Below are 16,108 nucleotides of genomic sequence, written 5' to 3'. Positions count from 1 at the left end.
GACGAACCGGCCGCGACCGGGTCAGATTCGCTCGGCGATATAGATGCCGTAAGGTGGCAGGGTCTCGCCATCGGTCTCCAGCGGCTCTTCGTCCGGTTTGAGCGACAGAGGTCGCCAATTGCCGTCGGGACGATCCATGGTCGCTTCGGTCCCGCTCATATTGACCGCGACAAGGATCGTCTCCTCGTCGATCGCACGCTCGTAGCTCAACACCTGATCATCGGCCTGGTGAAACGTGATCGAGCCTTTCGCCAAGGACGGATGGGTCCGCCGGAACGCCATCAGGGTCCGGTAGAAATGAAGAAGAGAATTGCTGTCCTCTTCCTGAAGTGTCACCGCCAGATCGAGATGACTGTTGGCCACCGGCAACCAGGGTTTCGACGAGGAAAAGCCGCCATGCGGAGCATGGTGGGACCATATCATCGGCGTCCGCGAGCCGTCCCTGCCCTTGAAGGCCGGCCAGAAACGGATCCCATAGGGATCCTGCAGGTCCTCATAGGGCACTTCCGCCTCGTCGAAGCCGAGTTCCTCGCCCTGATAAAGGCTGATCGAGCCGCGCAAGGTCAGCAGGATCGTGGCGAGCACCCGTAGAAAAGCTGCTCGGTCCTCGAAGACCGCGTCGCAATAGCGCGAGGCGTGGCGTGCCACGTCGTGGTTGGAGAAGGCCCAGCACGACCAGCCGTCGGGCGCCGCTGCAAGAACCTCTTCGACGGTCCCGCGAACACCACGCGGCGTCAGGGGACCCGGCGCCAGGAATTCGAACGAATAGCACATATGGATTCCATTCGTGCCGGATGTGTATTGTCCGACGATCTCGAGCCCGCGCAGCGCGTCGCTGACCTCACCAAGGGCCGCACGGTCGTCGAATTCTTCCAGCAGGGCGCGGAAGCGGGCCAGAAACTCCAGATTTTCAGGCCGGCTCTTGTCGTAGATATGGTTCTGATAGTTGTACGGATTGACGCCGGGCGCCGTGATTTCGTTGCGGTCCTCCGGCGGCAGAGCCGGATTGTTCTCCAGGCCGGCGGAGTGAAAGTAGAAATTGATGGTGTCGAGGCGGACGCCGTCCACTCCCCTCTCGAGCCAGAAGCGGACGGTGCCGAGAAGCGCCTCCTGCACTTCCGGATTATGGAAGTTCAGGTCGGGCTGGCTGGTCAGAAAATTATGGAGGTAATACTGGCAGCGGGTCGCATCCCACTCCCAGGCCGTGCCGCCAAAAATGGAAAGCCAGTTGTTGGGCGGGCTGCCATCCTCCTTCGGGTCGGCCCAGACATACCAGTCGGCCTTGGCGCCATCGCGGCCCGAGCGGCTCTCCATGAACCAAGGGTGCCGATCCGACGAATGCGAAATCACCTGATCGATAATCACCTTCAGGCCGAGTTCATGGGCCCGTTGCACGAGACGGTCGAAATCCGACAAGGTGCCGAACATGGGATCGACATCCGTATAGTGAGCGATGTCATAGCCGAAATCGTCCATGGGCGACGGAAAGAAGGGCGAAATCCAGATTGCATCGACGCCGAGTGAGGCCACATAGGGCAATCTCTGCGTGATTCCGGCCAGATCGCCGATGCCATCTCCATTGCTGTCCTGAAATGAGCGCGGATAGATCTGATAGATCACCGCCCCACGCCACCAGTCCGGGTCGCGCACCATGACGGGGCCTGCCATGTGAGCATCGGCCATCGATTCAAGACTCATCCGTTTGCCTCATCCAGTGATTGGGATGACACAAAGACTGGCGCGATTGTGCCGAGGGTCCACCCGGCGCGGCCTTCTAAATCGCCGCTGCGCGGCTTTTTTCCAGATATATCTCGCGCAACCGGCGTGCCACCGGCCCCGGAGCTCCGTTGCCTATGGTCGACCCGTCAATTTCGACGACGGGATTCACGAAACTGCTTGCCGAGGTTGAAAACGCCTCGGCGGCGGCCTTCGCCTCTTCGACCGTGAAGGGGCGCTCCTCCACTTTCATCTGCAATTGCCGGGCGCATTCCAGAACCGCGCTCCGGGTAATACCGGAGAGCACGTCCTCCGAGAGCTGACGGGTGACGATCGTCCCGTCCTCCTTGACGATATAGGCATTGTTGGATGTGCCTTCGGTTATGAAGCCGTCCCGGACGAGCCATGCATCGTCCGCGCCGTCGGCGTGAGCGAGACTTTTCGCCCAAGAGGCATAGAGAAGCTGTGTGGTCTTGATATCGCAACGGCGCCAGCGAAGGTCCTCCATCGAGACGATCTTCTGGCCACGCTCGACAAACGGATTGTCGATCAACGATTTCGCCTGCGCGAAAAGCACGAGATTGGGCCGCACGTCCTTTTCGGGGAAGAGAAAGTCCCGGTCGGCCGTGCCGCGCGTGACCTGCAGGTAGATCATACCTTCCTCGATCGCGTTCTCGGCCACGAGCCGGCGATGAATATCGAGCATTTCGTCGTCGGACACGGGCGGTTCAATGTCGAGCTCTCCAAGAGAGCGATGAAGGCGGGCCATATGGCCGGCAAAATCGACAAGCTTGCCGCCGATCACCGATGTCACCTCGTAGACGGCATCCGCGAAGAGAAACGCCCGATCAAAGACAGAAATCTTGGCCTCGTCTTTTGGCAGGTAATCGCCGTTCACATATACCGTTTGCATGGTTTCGCTTTCCGCACTGCAGAATGAATCGTGATTGAGACCTTCCAAGATTACCGTCCCTGATGTTAGGAGTTGAACCATGGGGCAATCTACGGAAGATTATTTTCCTTTTATATCAACGCATTGCCCATTTGCGACATTTTTCGTGGTCGACGAAGCAGGCTGCATGGTGGCTATATCTGCCGCGCTGGTCGTAACGAAGCAAGCCAGCCGCTAAAGGCAAGGGTGCGATAGGGGCATTCGATGAGCAACAAACGAGTCGATATCCACAATTCGAACATCCCGCAGGTCTGTGTCGCCTGCGAAGCGCGCCATCACGGCGTCTGTGGAACGCTGACCCCCGCGCAACTGACCAAGCTCTCCCAAACAACGAATAAACACATCTACTCTCCTGACGAGGAGATGGTGCCGGCCGGTGGCGAGATCAGCCATTATTCGAATATTCTCTCCGGCGTGGTGAAGCTGACCCGGCTGATGGCCGATGGACGCCAGCAGATTGTGGGACTGCAGTTCGCGCCCGATTTTCTCGGCCGGCCCTTCAGGGCTTCGAGCGACATTTCCGCCGAAGCGGCCACTGAGGTCCGGGTTTGCGCTTTCCCGAAAAGCACCCTTGAAGAACTGGTGAACGAAGCACCGGAACTGGAGCACAAGCTCCACGAGCAGGCGCTGAAGGAACTGGACGAGGCGCGCGAATGGATCCTCACGCTGGGGCGCAAGACGGCGACCGAAAAGGTCGCCAGCTTCCTCTATCTCATTGCCACCCATATCGACCCGGAACGTTCGCTCGACACGGCCCCAATGCGCTTCGAACTGCCCCTGAAGCGAGCGGATATCGCCGATTTTCTGGGGCTGACAATCGAAACGGTCAGCCGCCAGATCACCAAGCTGCGAAAATCGGGCATTATCGAGCTTGAGGGCACGCGAATTGTGATCGTGCCCTCTATTGCTGCGCTTCGACGCGCCTCGGCATCGGATTCGTTCTAGTCGGTCAGACCGCTTGCGAATAACGCGCAGTTTCGCCCTCGGTCCTGTAAGCATCCAGCCAGGATGCGACGATCCGCGCGAAAGAGCGGGCATCATCCGGTATGGTCAGGACCCATCCTTCTATTGAAGCGAGCGCGAAGCCGTCATCGGCAACGCACTGCTTGACCCGCTCGGCCACCGGCCAGACCGATGAGCCGAATTGCTCCGCCAATGCCGTGAAATCGAGGCGGAAATCGCAGAGAAGCCGGGCGATCGCGAAAGCCCGCATCCTGTCATCTTCCGTCAGGGCGTATCCCCGCGCGGCGGTCGGCTCGCCATTGGCAACGGCCGTGCGGTAATTGTTCGTCGGGACGATGTTCTGGATGTAGCCGCCCGGATATTGCGAAATGGCGGAAGCACCGAAGCCGATGAGAACGGGAGCCGCATCGGCGGTGTAGCCCTGGAAGTTTCGCTGAAGCTGTCCGGTTCGAGCAGCGACGGCCAGGCTGTCCTCCGGCTTGGCGAAATGATCGAAGCCGATCGTCTCATATCCGGCGGCGCGAAGCTGATCGGCTGCCATGGCAGCCTGCGACAGGCGCTCATGGCGGCCGGGCAGATCGGAATCGGCGATCATCCGCTGGTGTGTTTTCGCCCATGGAACATGCGCATAACCGAAGAGCGCGACACGATCTGGCGACAGTGAAATCACCTGCTCGATGGTACGTTCCAAGCGCTCCGAGGTCTGACGGGGCAGGCCGTAGAGCGCATCGATATTGAGTGTGCAGCCCGTCCGTTTACGAACGGCATCGGCGACCGCCGCCGTGGTTTCATATGTCTGCGGCCTGTTGATCGCAGTCTGCACATCCGGATCGAAGTCCTGCACGCCGATGGATGCACGCGTCAGGCCAAGCGCCACCAGACCGTCCAGCGTATCGTCGGTCACATCGGACGGGTCGATCTCCAAAGCAATTTCGGCATCGTCACGCACATCGAAGACGCGGCGAACAACCTCGCCGATGCGGGCCATATCCTCGCTCTTGAGCAGGCTGGGCGAGCCTCCCCCAAGATGCAGGGCTGACATGACAGGCCGAAAGCCCGCCCGCTCGCCAAACGCCTCGATCTCCTGAACGAGCGTTTCGACATAGGCCTGCACCGGTTCGTACCGCTTCGTCTGCTTCGTGTGACAGCCGCAAAACCAGCAAAGCCGGTCACAATACGGAATATGCAGATAGACGGATGTCTGGTTGTGATGGCCGCAGGCGGAAATCAGCTCCGGAACCAGTGACGGTCCGACGTCGGCACCGAAATGGGGCGCGGTCGGATAGCTCGTATAGCGTGGCGTTGTGGCGCCATGAATGGCGAGCAGTTTGTCGATATCTCTTTTCATCATACAGCTCTTGTAGCGCGCCGTAGCATGGGCACGACATGTTCCCGGTCAAAAGCGAGATGACGGCGCATCCCCTCGAAGAAGCCGCGCAGCATGTAGCCAAGGGCTTCGGCGTCGAGCCTGCCGCGCCCGGCGATGTGGTCGCGCAGTGCCTCTGCCAGTTCGTCGGCATAGGATTCATCCGCCACGTGCTCTAACCAGAGACGCGACAGAGTGGCATCACTCTCCTGCGATATCTGACGCCAAAGCGGAAAGACATGTCTTTCTTCGAAACGGTGCGCCTCGGCAATCGCCGCCGGCAGCGCGCGAGCAATATGGAGACAGACCTGGCGATCGGGTTCTCCTGCCAGTTCGTCAGCCACCGCTTCGAGATTATCGCAAAGCAGTTCGAGCATTCGGATCTGCTGCATCATGCTGTCGGCGACAACATTCAGATTGGACGTATCCGGTGTCGACAAGACAGACGGGGCCACAACGGCAAACGACACCTCCCCCTCAATCGGCTTTCTCACGGCCCAACTCCCTCGTCTGGATGTTTAAGCCAGTTTTCATGAATAGCCGCCATTTCTCCTTGATTCAGATCAAGGCCCTTGAGACAGAAGAGGCATACCCGTCCATTCTGACAGGGTGGGTTAAAAGCCAATCCTGTGTGGGGATAAGCATAAAGAAGGAGTGCGCATAATGCGCAATCAGGTGGAAGCCTTTCTGGTAGGCGTGGCGGCAGTGCTTGCGCTTGCCTTGGCCGGCCTAGCAGCCGATGAGGGAATGCGAACACACGCCTGGGTGCTTTTTGGTGTTCTTGCCATTGCATCCTGGTTTTTGTTGCGGCGTATCGACTTTTCCAAGGAGAAGGCGATCCCGCTCAAGACGGGTGCAGACGCCGTCTATAATGACGCGATCGTCCGTTACGGCGTGATTGCTACGTCGTTCTGGGGAGTGATCGGCTTTCTGGTCGGTGTCGTCGTGGCGCTCCAGCTGGCCTTTCCGGATCTGAATATTGAACCCTGGTTCAATTTCGGTCGGATGCGCCCTCTCCACACCTCCGCCGTGATCTTCGCATTCGGCGGCTCCGCGCTGCTGACAACGAGCTTCTACGTGGTGCAGCGGACCACCCGGGCTTCGCTTTTCGGCGGCGCCCTCCCCTGGTTCGTGTTCTGGGGCTACCAGCTCTTCATCGTCATGGCCGCGACCGGCTATCTGCTCGGCATCACGCAGGGCAAGGAATATGCAGAACCGGAATGGTACGTCGATCTGTGGCTAACCATCGTCTGGGTCGCCTATCTGGTCGTCTTCGTCGGTACGCTGGTGAAGCGTAAAGAACCGCACATCTACGTGGCCAACTGGTTCTACCTCTCCTTCATTGTCACCGTCGCGATGCTTCATGTCGTCAACGGCCTGACGATGCCGGTGAGCTTCCTCGGTGCCAAGAGCTACAGTGCCTTCTCGGGTGTTCAAGACGCACTGACGCAGTGGTGGTACGGCCATAACGCCGTGGGCTTCTTCCTGACGGCCGGCTTCCTCGGCATGATGTATTACTTCATTCCGAAGCAGGCCAATCGTCCCGTCTACTCCTACCGCCTGTCGATCATCCACTTCTGGAGCCTGATCTTCCTCTACATCTGGGCAGGTCCTCACCACCTCCACTATACCGCGCTGCCCGACTGGGCGCAGACGCTGGGCATGGTGTTCTCGGTGATGCTGTGGATGCCGAGTTGGGGTGGCATGATCAACGGCCTGATGACCCTGTCGGGTGCATGGGACAAGCTGCGGACCGATCCGATCCTCCGTATGATGGCCATGAGCGTGGCGTTCTACGGCATGTCGACCTTCGAAGGTCCGATGCTCTCCATCAAGAGCGTCAACGGTCTGTCGCACTACACCGACTGGACCATCGGTCACGTCCACTCCGGTGCGCTCGGCTGGAACGGCCTGGTCACCTTCGGTGCTCTCTACTACCTGACGCCGAAGCTGTGGGGCCGTACGCGGCTTTACTCGGTCCGCCTCGTGAACTGGCATTTCTGGCTCGCCACGATCGGTATCGTCATCTACGCAGCCGTGATGTGGGTCTCCGGTATCATGCAGGGCCTGATGTGGCGTGAAGTGGGGCCTGACGGCTTCCTGGCCTACTCCTTCGTGGAATCGGTTCAGGCACTTCATCCATACTATGTCGCCCGTGCATTCGCCGGCCTGCTGTTCCTCAGCGGTGCGCTGATCATGGCCTTCAATCTCTACCAGACCATTCGTGGTCGGCTCCGCGACGAAGTGCCGATGGGCCGTAGTGCCATCGACGGCGCTACAACCGCTGCGGAATGATGAGGATCTGAAAAATGACCGATAAACATCCGAAGAAAGAAAAGGTGGCGCTCGACGGAGCGCTGCCGGAAGCGAAGGCCGACCCTGTTGCACGGGGCCTGCTTGCCAATCACGGCAAGATCGAACGAAACGTCTCGCTTCTGCTCGGTCTGTCGCTGGTCGTGGTGACCATTGGCGGTATCGTGGAGATTGCTCCGCTTTTCTGGCTGGAAAACACGATCGAGGAAGTGGAGGGCGTGCGCCCCTACTCGCCGCTCGAACTGGCCGGACGGAACATCTACATCCGCGAAGGCTGCTACGTCTGCCACAGCCAGATGATCCGGCCATTCCGTGACGAGGTTGAGCGTTACGGCCACTACAGCCTGGCTGCCGAGAGCATGTACGACCACCCCTTCCAGTGGGGCTCCAAGCGTACCGGCCCGGATCTGGCTCGTGTGGGCGGTCGCTACTCCAATGCGTGGCATGTCGAACACCTGAACGAACCGCGCAATGTGGTGCCGGAGAGCATCATGCCCTCCTACTCGTTCCTTGGTAACGAGGATCTGGTCGTTGAGGATCCGGCGGCGCACCTCGTCGCCAATCGTCGCGTGGGCGTTCCCTATGACGACGCGATGGTCGAGAACGCCATGGCCGACCTGAAGGCGCAGGCCGATCCGGATGCCGACTGGTCGGGTCTGACCGAACGGTACCCCAAGGCCGTGACCGGCGATTTCGATGGCGATCCGACACGTCTGACGGAGATGGACGCCCTTATCGCCTACCTCCAGATGCTCGGCACGCTCGTCGACTTCTCCACGGAGACCCCGCAGCAGGCGGCCGCAATCGAAAACGGGGAGGCCGGCTGATGGACTTCTCCTATAACGAGTTGCGGCACTTCGCCGATAGCTGGGGCCTGCTCGCCATGCTGGCCTTCTTTCTGACTGCCGTCATTATGGTGCTTTTGCCGGGTGCCCGGTCGAAGGCGCAGGACGCGGCGCAGATACCCTTCAGAGAGGACTGAACGATGAGTACCGAGAACAGGGATCATCATGGCCGCGAGATCGACGAAGTCAGCGGCACCGAAACCACCGGTCACGAATGGGACGGGATCAAGGAACTGAACACGCCAATGCCGCGCTGGTGGCTTTGGACCTTCTATGGGACGATCGTCTTCGCGATCATCTACACGATCCTTTATCCGGCATGGCCGCTGGTCAATTCCGCAACCGAGGGTGTCCTCGGCTGGTCGTCGCGCGAGCAACTCTCCGTTGCCATGGAAGCGCAGAATGACGCCAATGCCGATCGCCTTGCAGCCATCGCCGATCGCTCCGTCGAAGAGATCGCCGGTGACGAGCAGCTGCGTCCGTTTGCGATTTCGGCCGGTCGGGCCGCATTCAAGGTGAACTGCGTGCAGTGTCACGGCTCCGGTGCCGAAGGCGGCGAAGGTTATCCCAACCTGAACGACGACGTCTGGCTCTGGGGTGGTACTCTGGACGCCATCCACACCACGCTGCAGCACGGCATTCGCTACGAGCAGGATGACGACACCCGCATCTCGGACATGCCCGCCTTCGGCGACGGCATTCTCGAGAACGAGGATATCCGTGACGTCGCCTGGTATGTGCGCAAACTCAGCGGGCAGGAATCCGACGAAGAAGGAGCCGAACGGGGCGAAACGATCTTCACCGACAACTGCGCCGTCTGCCATGGCGAGCAGGGTGAAGGCATGGATGATCTGGGCGCTCCGGCACTCAACGACTCCATCTGGCTCTACGGCGGCAGCCAGGAAGAGATCATGGCTCAGATTCGCGCACCGAAGCAGGGCGTCATGCCCGCCTGGGGCAACCGTCTGGGCGATGTGACGGTCAAGCAGCTTGCTGTCTATGTCCACTCGCTCGGCGGCGGCGAATAAGAACGCAATCGCGAGGTAGGCGCTCTTCAAAAGAGGTAGCCTGACCGAAAACCCAGAAAGGGGCGCCGAAAGGCGCCCCTTTTTCGTGCACTGGAGCCGCTTTCAAGGCGGCATCTTTACGCGGGTCATCCCATCTCACTTTTGCTGTGCTTCCATCCTCTCCGCGTTTCTTTCAGTGCTGCCGAGGCAGAGCGGTGAGAACCTGAGCTCCATGGACGCCAAGGCAGAGCGGTGGCACGCCGCGCTCTCGCGGCTACACGCAGAACATACCTGGACCTGCCTTGGGACCACCACGACATGGGTCGAATGCCTTCATGCCGGCGGGCTCGAGCGCAGGCGCCGGTCCGGGGTCCGGACCGCGGCCCCTCCTCGATCTTTCCGGTAAAACGAGGAAGTGTAAGAACGGCAGGCCGGCTCTCTGAAAGAGGCGTCTGTCTGACAAACAAAAAGGGGCGCCCAAGGCGCCCCTTCTTTCGCCAGTTATAGGCCTTTTGGCCGGCGTGTTACTCGCCAGCCTCCGGTCGTTCGCTCGCCAAAACCTCGCTTCGGCCGTGACGTGTCCAGATGCGACCGTCGATCTTGCCCTGCAACTCCGGATAATCGTCATTGTCGAAGAGCGGCTCGATGCCTCTGGACCGCTGTGCGAAGTAGTCCTTGGTCAACTTCACGACGGTGCCGGACAAGGCCAGAATGGCGATCAGGTTGATGGTCGCCATCAAGCCCATGGAAGCGTCCGCGAAGTTGAAGACCGTGGAGACGGCCTGAACCGAGCCCCAGATCACCATGCCGACGGCAGCCAGGCGCATGATGAACAGCCCGCCGCGATTGGCGAGGCCGAGGAAGGTCAAGGCGTTCTCGGCATAAGAGTAGTTACCGATAATCGAGGTGAAGGCGAAGAAGAAGATCGCGATCGCCACGAAATAGGTCCCTGCCACGCCGATATGGTCGGCAAGCGCCATCTGGGTCAGCTCCGTTCCCGTCGTGCCGCCGGGTTCGTAGACGCCCGACAGCAGGATCATGAAGGCGGTAGCCGTGCAGATCAGCAGGGTATCGATGAAAACGCCGAGCCCCTGAACCAGCCCCTGTGAAGAGGGGTGATGCGGGACCGGCGTTGCAACCGCCGCGATGTTGGGTGCAGAGCCCATGCCTGCCTCGTTGGAGAAGAGGCCGCGCTTGACGCCGTTCAGCATGGCGGCCGCCAGCCCGCCTGTTACGCCGCCAGCGGCTTCTTCAAGCCCAAAGGCATTGCTGATGATCAGCATGAAGACGGACGGGACTTCGGCAATGTTCATGATAATGACGAAGAGGGCCACCAGAAGATAGGCGACAGCCATGAACGGCACGACAATCTCGGCGACGCGCGCGATGGAGCGGATACCGCCAAAGATGACGATGCCCGCCAGCACGGCGACGGCGATCCCGACCCAGAGTTTCGGAATGCCGAGACCGGCCTCCATTGCATCGGCGATGGAATTGGCCTGCACGGCCTGGAAAATGAGGCCGAAGGAGAGGATCAGCGCGACGGAAAAGATGGCGCCCGCCCATCCCTGTTTCAGGCCTCGGGAGATGTAGAACGCCGGACCACCGCGATAATCGCCATCGTCATTGCGAACCTTGTAGAGCTGGGCAAGCGTCGATTCGGCGTAAGCGGTGGCCATTCCGACCAGAGCGACCATCCACATCCAAAAGATCGCACCGGGGCCGCCAAGGGAAAGTGCGACGGCAACGCCCGCGAGATTGCCAGTTCCAACGCGGCTGGCAAGGCTGACCGTCAGGGCTTGGAGAGGCGTGATGCCCGAACTGTCGGACTGGCCCGTCGCGGTGATGACGCGGAAAAATTCCGGGAAATGGCGAAACTGGATAAAGCCCAGTCGCAAAGTGAAATACAGCCCCACCCCGAGCAGGCCGTAAATGAGGATATATCCCCAGAAGATGTTATTCAAAAAGTCGATTATCGCCGACATGTTGCGATCCCTTCGAGAAAGTGAAGAAGCGAGCGGCGCCTCATCCGCCCGTGACTGCGGGAGGTCCTAGCCGCCCTTCCCCCCGCCCCTCGGGAGACCGTCACATTCTCACCATAATTTGCGCGTGTCGAAGAGCAAGCTGAAAGCGCAGGAAAAATGGAATGCTGGCAAATGTTTGCCGGCCGCATATTTTCCTGACGCCCCGTCCTAACATTGATATCGATCAATGCATATATCGACTCGCCGGCGCATGACGGCTCCAATAGTGGCCATGCATGTGGCAAGGAGTAATCATGAGTCTTCCGAACTGGATACGCCCACGCAGCAACGTCGAACGGCACGACGTCGAAGCGGTCAATTCCGCTCCGAGCGACAAGCCGCTCTACGAGGGTCGGAAGAAAATTTTTCCGAAGCGGGCCAATGGCCGTTTCCGACGTCTCAAATGGATCATCATGGCGGTTACGCTCGGTATCTATTACCTGACACCGTGGCTGCGGTGGGATCGCGGGCCATATGCACCGGACCAGGCCGTCCTGATCGATATGGCCAATCGGCGGTTCTACTTCTTCATGGTGGAGATCTGGCCGCAGGAATTCTTCTTCGTGGCCGGTATGCTGGTAATGGCGGGGATCGGCCTCTTCCTTGTCACCTCGATAGCAGGACGCGCATGGTGCGGATACACATGCCCGCAGACCGTCTGGACCGACCTGTTTCTCGTGATCGAACGTGCAATCGAAGGGGACAGGAACGCGCGCATCAGGCTGGAGAATGCTCCCTGGAGCTTCGACAAGATCACCAAGCGCGTTTCAAAACACGCCATCTGGCTCTTGATCGCGGTCGCGACGGGCGGCGCGTGGATTTTCTATTTTGCCGATGCGCCAACGCTCGCCATGCAGTTCTTCTACGGTGAAGCGCCGACGATCGCCTACATGACCGTCGCCATTCTGACGGCGACGACCTACACGTTTGGCGGCATCATGCGCGAGCAGATCTGCATCTATATGTGTCCCTGGCCGCGCATTCAGGCGGCCATGCTGGACGAGGAAAGCCTCACCGTCACCTATAATGACTGGCGCGGCGAGCCCAGAGGCCGTGGCAAGAAGCGGCAGGCGGCAGCCGGCGTGCAGACCGGCGACTGCGTCGACTGTAATGCCTGCGTGGTGGTCTGCCCCATGGGTATCGACATTCGCGACGGCCAGCAGATGGCCTGTATCACCTGTGCGCTCTGCATCGATGCCTGCGACGACGTGATGGACAAGGTCGGCCGTGATCGTGGCCTCATCTCCTATGCGACCCTTGCCGACTACAATGCCAACATGGCCATGGCGACCAATCCGGAATCGCATCGTATCGACCCTGCCCGGGTGCATGACGAAGACGGTCATGTGAAGCCGCAATACCGCCACTTCAACTGGCGGCATCTGCTGCGTCCGCGCACCTTTATCTATACCGGCCTGTGGCTCGCCATCGGCCTTGCCCTGCTGTTCGCTCTCGGCCTGCGTGATCGGCTTGAAGTGAACGTTCTGCACGACCGCAATCCGGTCTTCACACGTCTTTCCGACGGGTCGATCCGAAATGGCTACACCATCAAGATCCTCAACATGAAACCGGAACCGCGCACCATCAGGCTTGGCCTTGAAGGCCTGCCGGGCGCGACGATGGAGGTCAACGAGATCGCCGACGAGGAAGCCCGCAGCATCGCCGTTCCCGTCAATCCGGACCAGTTGCGTCAGCTTAAGGTTTATGTGACCGTTCCGCGGGAGAATCTGGCCGAAGATACGACAGAGTTCACCTTTAGCGTTGACGACCAGATCGACGAAGAGCACGACTCCTACAGCGCTCGTTTCGAAGTACCGGAGAACTGATATGAGCCAGTCCCTTTTCCGTGGCGGCCCTTTCACTGGGCGTCACATGCTGATCATCATGGTCCTGTTCTTCGGCGTCGTCATATCGGTGAACCTGACACTCGCCTTTTTCGCGTCCCAAAGCTGGACGGGGCTGGTGGTCAAGAACTCCTACGTCGCCAGCCAGAACTTCGAGAAGGATCGCGCCGAGAGGGCGGCCCAGATCGCCCGGGACTGGGACGCCCATGTCAGCATGAAGGACGATTTCCTGGCGGTCGAACTGAAGGATGGCGAAGGCCGCCCGGTGGAACGCGCCAAGGTCACCGCAGAGCTGAAAGGCGTGATGTTCGACAAGGACGATCAGACTGTGGTTCTCCCGTCCCTGCCAGAGGGTGGATATGGTCTGCCGGTCGATCTTCATGCCGGTGCCTGGGTTGCAAAGCTGACCGTCGAACCGCGCGGCGTTGAGCCTTGGGAAGGCTCGTACCGCTTCACGGTTCCGCCGAAGGCCTCCAGGAGCGATGGATGAGCTGCTGCGCGCCCGCACTGAGTGGCCAGAGCGGATCGAACGACCTGCTCTCTGACGCCGCGCGCGCGCAACGGCTGGAGGAATGGCTGCACGCCGTGCGGCAAGAATCGGACGGGGCGGGCCGTCTGGTTCTGTCTGTACCGGAAATGCACTGCGGTGCCTGCATCTCCACGTTGGAAAAGGGGCTGGCGGGGTTGGCCGGCGTGCGTTCGGTCCGAGCGAACTTGACGCTTCGCCGTCTTATCGTGGTCCTGGACCGCGCGGCGTTCGATACGCTCGATGTCATTGAGGACAAGGTCAAGCGGCTCGGCTACGACGCCTTTCCGGTCGATCTGGGCGATCTGGATGCCGAACGCGACCGCCAGGAGGCCCGAAAGCTTCTAGTCGCTCTCGCAGTCGCAGGTTTTGCGACCGCCAATATCATGTTGCTCAGCGTTTCTGTCTGGAGCGGCGCTCAGGCAACCACCGGTACTCTTTTCCATCTCGTCTCGCTCCTCATCGCAGTTCCGGCCGTTGCCTTTGCCGGACGCCCCTTCTTCGCTTCGGCCTTGTCGGCCGTTCGCGCCGGGCGCGTGAATATGGACGTGCCGATTGCGCTTGCCCTCATCCTCTCACTCGGAATGAGCATTGCGCGAACGGTGGTGGGTGAAGGCCACATCTATTTCGACGCGGCCGTGATGCTGACCTTCTTCCTTCTCATCGGCCGCTATCTCGACCAGCGGATGCGCGAGCGGGCCAGAAGCGCCGTGATATCTCTGACGCGAATGGCGCCGAAAGGCGCGCGGCTTGTCCAGCCCGACGGACAGATGGAATGGGTTCCCGCCGACGAATTGCGCCCCGGCGACATGGTGCGGCTCACCACAGGTGAACGGCTGGCGGTCGATGCGACGGTGCTGAGCGGGCAAGGTACGATCGACCGGTCGCTGGTCACGGGCGAATCGGAACCGGTTTCGGCCGGCCCCGGTACCCGCCTCGAAGCCGGTGTTCTGGCACTCTCCGCGCCGCTCGACCTTCGCGTGGAAAAGACGGCTAATGAGAGCTTCCTCTCAGAAATCGCGACGATGATGGAGGCCGCCGAGCGCGGCCGCGGCGATACGGCGACCCTGACCGACCGGCTTGCCGGCCTCTATGCGCCTATCGTCCACGCGCTAGCGGCCCTCACCTTCGTCGGCTGGATGGTCTGGTCATTCGATATATGGACGTCCCTCGATGCGGCAGTCGCGGTGTTGATCGTAACCTGCCCCTGCGCCCTTGGCCTGGCAGTGCCTGTCGTCCATGTTATCGCGGCGGCGCGCCTTTTCGAATCCGGCATTCTGATGCGCAACGGCGATGCTCTGGAGCGGCTGGCCGAAGCCGACCACGTCGTCTTCGACAAGACCGGCACGCTGACGACAGGGCAGCCGAAGGTCGTTTCGAGCGATCTGAAAACCGCACGCGAAATGGATGCCGCGTCGACACTGGCCCGGTACTCCTCCCACCCTGCCGCACAGGCCGTGGCCGCCTTTCTGGTGGGACGCACAGCCCCGGTGGCGGAGGACATCCACGAAGAAGCCGCCGCGGGTATCGAAGCGCGCTTCGGCGAGCGCCGGGCTCGCCTCGGCCGCGCCGACTGGGTTCAGGAGATTGCAGCGGCGTCGACCGAAGATGCAAACCGCGGCGACGGTCTGTCCTTCGCGTTCCAGAACGAACCAATACGCCGGATCGAACTTGAGGAGAGCTTGAGGCCGCAGGCCGCTGCAACCGTTGATCGGCTGCGCGAGTCAGGTTTCGAGACAGAAATTTTGTCGGGGGACGGGCCTGTCACCGTGGCGGCGGTTGCGCGTCGGCTCGGTCTTTCCAAATGGACGGCGCAATGCCGCCCCGCGGGCAAGCTCGCCCGGCTCGACGAGTTGAAAGAGAAGGGCACGAAGGTGCTGATGGTCGGCGACGGACTCAACGACGCTCCGAGCCTGGCGGGCGCCCACGTTTCCTTTGCACCGGGCTCCGCCTGCGATGTCGGGCGTCTATCGGCCGATTTCGTATTTACGCGTCCGGGGCTGGAAGCCGTTTCCCAAGCCTATAGCATTGCGCGCGAGGGGCGGCGGCTTGTCCGCCAGAACCTCACTCTCGCGATCGGATACAATATCTGCGCGGTCCCGCTTGCCGTGAGCGGTGTGGTCACGCCGTTGATCGCCGCTCTGTTGATGAGCGGCTCGTCGATACTTGTCGTCAGCAATGCGCTTCGCCTTTCGCGCGGAAATCCGCGCGCAAACTCCGAACGACGCTCCGAGAGTGTGGCCATGACGCCAGGGCACGAAGAGGGGCTCACCGCATGAATATTCTTCTCATGCTTCTTCCGATCGCGCTCTTTCTCGGCTTCGCTGGCCTTCTCGCCTTCGTCTGGTCTTTGCGGAACGGCCAGTTTGACGATCTGGATGGCGCGGCGTGGCGTGTCCTCGAGGACGACCCCGCCGACCGGCAATAGAATTATCCTCACAAGACCGGCAGAACCTGCGGCTTATTGCGCGCCTCGGTAACGACGCCGAGCGTTTTTTTGCGTTTGGCCTCTTGTGTTATGGAAACAATCACGCTCCCATAGGATTGTTCGT

General features: G+C 60.5%; 14 protein-coding genes. 9 read left to right on the top strand and 5 right to left on the bottom strand.

What is annotated here, in order from left to right:
* Nucleotides 1-21 precede the first annotated feature (21 nt).
* Nucleotides 22-1,698: an alpha-glucosidase family protein gene (locus D8780_RS01920; protein WP_245412221.1), complete on the bottom strand. Its 1,677-nt coding sequence runs from the start codon at nt 1,696-1,698 to the stop codon at nt 22-24.
* 76 nt (nt 1,699-1,774) lie between these two features.
* On the bottom strand, nt 1,775-2,629 hold the full coding sequence (locus D8780_RS01915; RefSeq protein WP_121646294.1) for a D-amino-acid transaminase: 855 nt from the start codon (nt 2,627-2,629) through the stop codon (nt 1,775-1,777).
* Nucleotides 2,630-2,872: 243 nt separating this feature from the next.
* Here D8780_RS01915 and D8780_RS01910 point away from each other — a divergent pair, with 243 nt between their 5' ends.
* Nucleotides 2,873-3,613, top strand: a complete 741-nt coding sequence (locus D8780_RS01910; RefSeq protein WP_121644122.1) for a Crp/Fnr family transcriptional regulator — start codon at nt 2,873-2,875, stop codon at nt 3,611-3,613.
* Between the two features lie 4 nt (nt 3,614-3,617).
* On the opposite strand, the gene hemN is transcribed toward D8780_RS01910, so the two are convergent.
* Both hemN and D8780_RS01900 read right to left on the bottom strand, forming a co-directional pair.
* Nucleotides 3,618-4,982, bottom strand: a complete 1,365-nt coding sequence (gene hemN / locus D8780_RS01905) for an oxygen-independent coproporphyrinogen III oxidase (protein ID WP_245412220.1) — start codon at nt 4,980-4,982, stop codon at nt 3,618-3,620.
* A complete protein-coding gene (locus D8780_RS01900; protein WP_147440261.1) occupies nt 4,979-5,491 on the bottom strand; it encodes a hemerythrin domain-containing protein in 513 nt (170 codons plus the stop codon). Before D8780_RS01900 ends, hemN begins: the two co-directional genes overlap by 4 nt.
* Nucleotides 5,492-5,660: 169 nt before the next feature.
* Between D8780_RS01900 and ccoN the strand changes: the two genes are divergently transcribed.
* The 4 genes from ccoN to ccoP are packed head-to-tail and all read left to right on the top strand — an operon-like array spanning nt 5,661 to nt 9,183.
* Nucleotides 5,661-7,292 (top strand): cytochrome-c oxidase, cbb3-type subunit I, encoded by a 1,632-nt coding sequence (ccoN, locus tag D8780_RS01895; RefSeq protein WP_121644120.1) that lies wholly within the window; start codon nt 5,661-5,663, stop codon nt 7,290-7,292.
* Nucleotides 7,293-7,306: 14 nt separating this feature from the next.
* Nucleotides 7,307-8,137: a cytochrome-c oxidase, cbb3-type subunit II gene (gene ccoO, locus D8780_RS01890; RefSeq protein WP_121644119.1), complete on the top strand. Its 831-nt coding sequence runs from the start codon at nt 7,307-7,309 to the stop codon at nt 8,135-8,137.
* A complete protein-coding gene (locus tag D8780_RS01885) occupies nt 8,137-8,292 on the top strand; it encodes a cbb3-type cytochrome oxidase subunit 3 (RefSeq protein WP_121644118.1) in 156 nt (51 codons plus the stop codon). The genes ccoO and D8780_RS01885 overlap by 1 nt, the downstream gene beginning before the upstream one ends.
* 3 nt (nt 8,293-8,295) lie before the next feature.
* Complete coding sequence (ccoP, locus tag D8780_RS01880; RefSeq protein ID WP_121644117.1) at nt 8,296-9,183, top strand: cytochrome-c oxidase, cbb3-type subunit III; 888 nt, start codon at nt 8,296-8,298, stop codon at nt 9,181-9,183.
* A gap of 503 nt (nt 9,184-9,686) precedes the next feature.
* On the opposite strand, the gene D8780_RS01875 is transcribed toward ccoP, so the two are convergent.
* Nucleotides 9,687-11,147: an alanine/glycine:cation symporter family protein gene (locus D8780_RS01875; RefSeq protein ID WP_121644116.1), complete on the bottom strand. Its 1,461-nt coding sequence runs from the start codon at nt 11,145-11,147 to the stop codon at nt 9,687-9,689.
* 293 nt (nt 11,148-11,440) lie between these two features.
* On the opposite strand from D8780_RS01875, the gene ccoG reads away from it, so the two are divergent.
* Genes ccoG through ccoS form a run of 4 tightly spaced genes read left to right on the top strand, consistent with a single transcriptional unit; the run spans nt 11,441 to nt 15,984 of the window.
* Complete coding sequence (gene ccoG / locus D8780_RS01870) at nt 11,441-13,012, top strand: cytochrome c oxidase accessory protein CcoG (RefSeq protein WP_121644115.1); 1,572 nt, start codon at nt 11,441-11,443, stop codon at nt 13,010-13,012.
* 1 nt (nt 13,013) lies between these two features.
* Nucleotides 13,014-13,520 (top strand): FixH family protein, encoded by a 507-nt coding sequence (locus D8780_RS01865; protein WP_121644114.1) that lies wholly within the window; start codon nt 13,014-13,016, stop codon nt 13,518-13,520.
* Nucleotides 13,517-15,835: a heavy metal translocating P-type ATPase gene (locus tag D8780_RS01860; protein ID WP_121644113.1), complete on the top strand. Its 2,319-nt coding sequence runs from the start codon at nt 13,517-13,519 to the stop codon at nt 15,833-15,835. The genes D8780_RS01865 and D8780_RS01860 overlap by 4 nt, the downstream gene beginning before the upstream one ends.
* Nucleotides 15,832-15,984, top strand: a complete 153-nt coding sequence (ccoS, locus tag D8780_RS01855) for a cbb3-type cytochrome oxidase assembly protein CcoS (RefSeq protein ID WP_121644112.1) — start codon at nt 15,832-15,834, stop codon at nt 15,982-15,984. Before D8780_RS01860 ends, ccoS begins: the two co-directional genes overlap by 4 nt.
* Nucleotides 15,985-16,108: the final 124 nt, after the last annotated feature.

Origin of the sequence: Notoacmeibacter ruber, from assembly GCF_003668555.1 — a bacterium.
GTDB classification, from domain to species: Bacteria; Pseudomonadota; Alphaproteobacteria; order Rhizobiales; family Rhizobiaceae; genus Notoacmeibacter; species Notoacmeibacter ruber.
This window is presented reverse-complemented; position numbering and strand designations above follow the sequence as displayed.

Excerpts from the sequence above, each read along its gene's own strand:
- D8780_RS01865 (WP_121644114.1), top strand. The coding sequence starts at position 13,014 with ATGAGCCAGTCCCTTTTCCGTGGCGGCCCTTTCACTGGGCGTCACATG.
- D8780_RS01875 (WP_121644116.1), bottom strand. The coding sequence starts at position 11,147 with ATGTCGGCGATAATCGACTTTTTGAATAACATCTTCTGGGGATATATC.
- ccoP (WP_121644117.1), top strand. The coding sequence starts at position 8,296 with ATGAGTACCGAGAACAGGGATCATCATGGCCGCGAGATCGACGAAGTC.
- ccoN (WP_121644120.1), top strand. The coding sequence starts at position 5,661 with ATGCGCAATCAGGTGGAAGCCTTTCTGGTAGGCGTGGCGGCAGTGCTT.
- ccoS (WP_121644112.1), top strand. The coding sequence starts at position 15,832 with ATGAATATTCTTCTCATGCTTCTTCCGATCGCGCTCTTTCTCGGCTTC.
- D8780_RS01920 (WP_245412221.1), bottom strand. The coding sequence starts at position 1,698 with ATGAGTCTTGAATCGATGGCCGATGCTCACATGGCAGGCCCCGTCATG.
- D8780_RS01910 (WP_121644122.1), top strand. The coding sequence starts at position 2,873 with ATGAGCAACAAACGAGTCGATATCCACAATTCGAACATCCCGCAGGTC.
- D8780_RS01885 (WP_121644118.1), top strand. The coding sequence starts at position 8,137 with ATGGACTTCTCCTATAACGAGTTGCGGCACTTCGCCGATAGCTGGGGC.
- ccoO (WP_121644119.1), top strand. The coding sequence starts at position 7,307 with ATGACCGATAAACATCCGAAGAAAGAAAAGGTGGCGCTCGACGGAGCG.
- hemN (WP_245412220.1), bottom strand. The coding sequence starts at position 4,982 with ATGATGAAAAGAGATATCGACAAACTGCTCGCCATTCATGGCGCCACA.
- ccoG (WP_121644115.1), top strand. The coding sequence starts at position 11,441 with ATGAGTCTTCCGAACTGGATACGCCCACGCAGCAACGTCGAACGGCAC.
- D8780_RS01860 (WP_121644113.1), top strand. The coding sequence starts at position 13,517 with ATGAGCTGCTGCGCGCCCGCACTGAGTGGCCAGAGCGGATCGAACGAC.
- D8780_RS01915 (WP_121646294.1), bottom strand. The coding sequence starts at position 2,629 with ATGCAAACGGTATATGTGAACGGCGATTACCTGCCAAAAGACGAGGCC.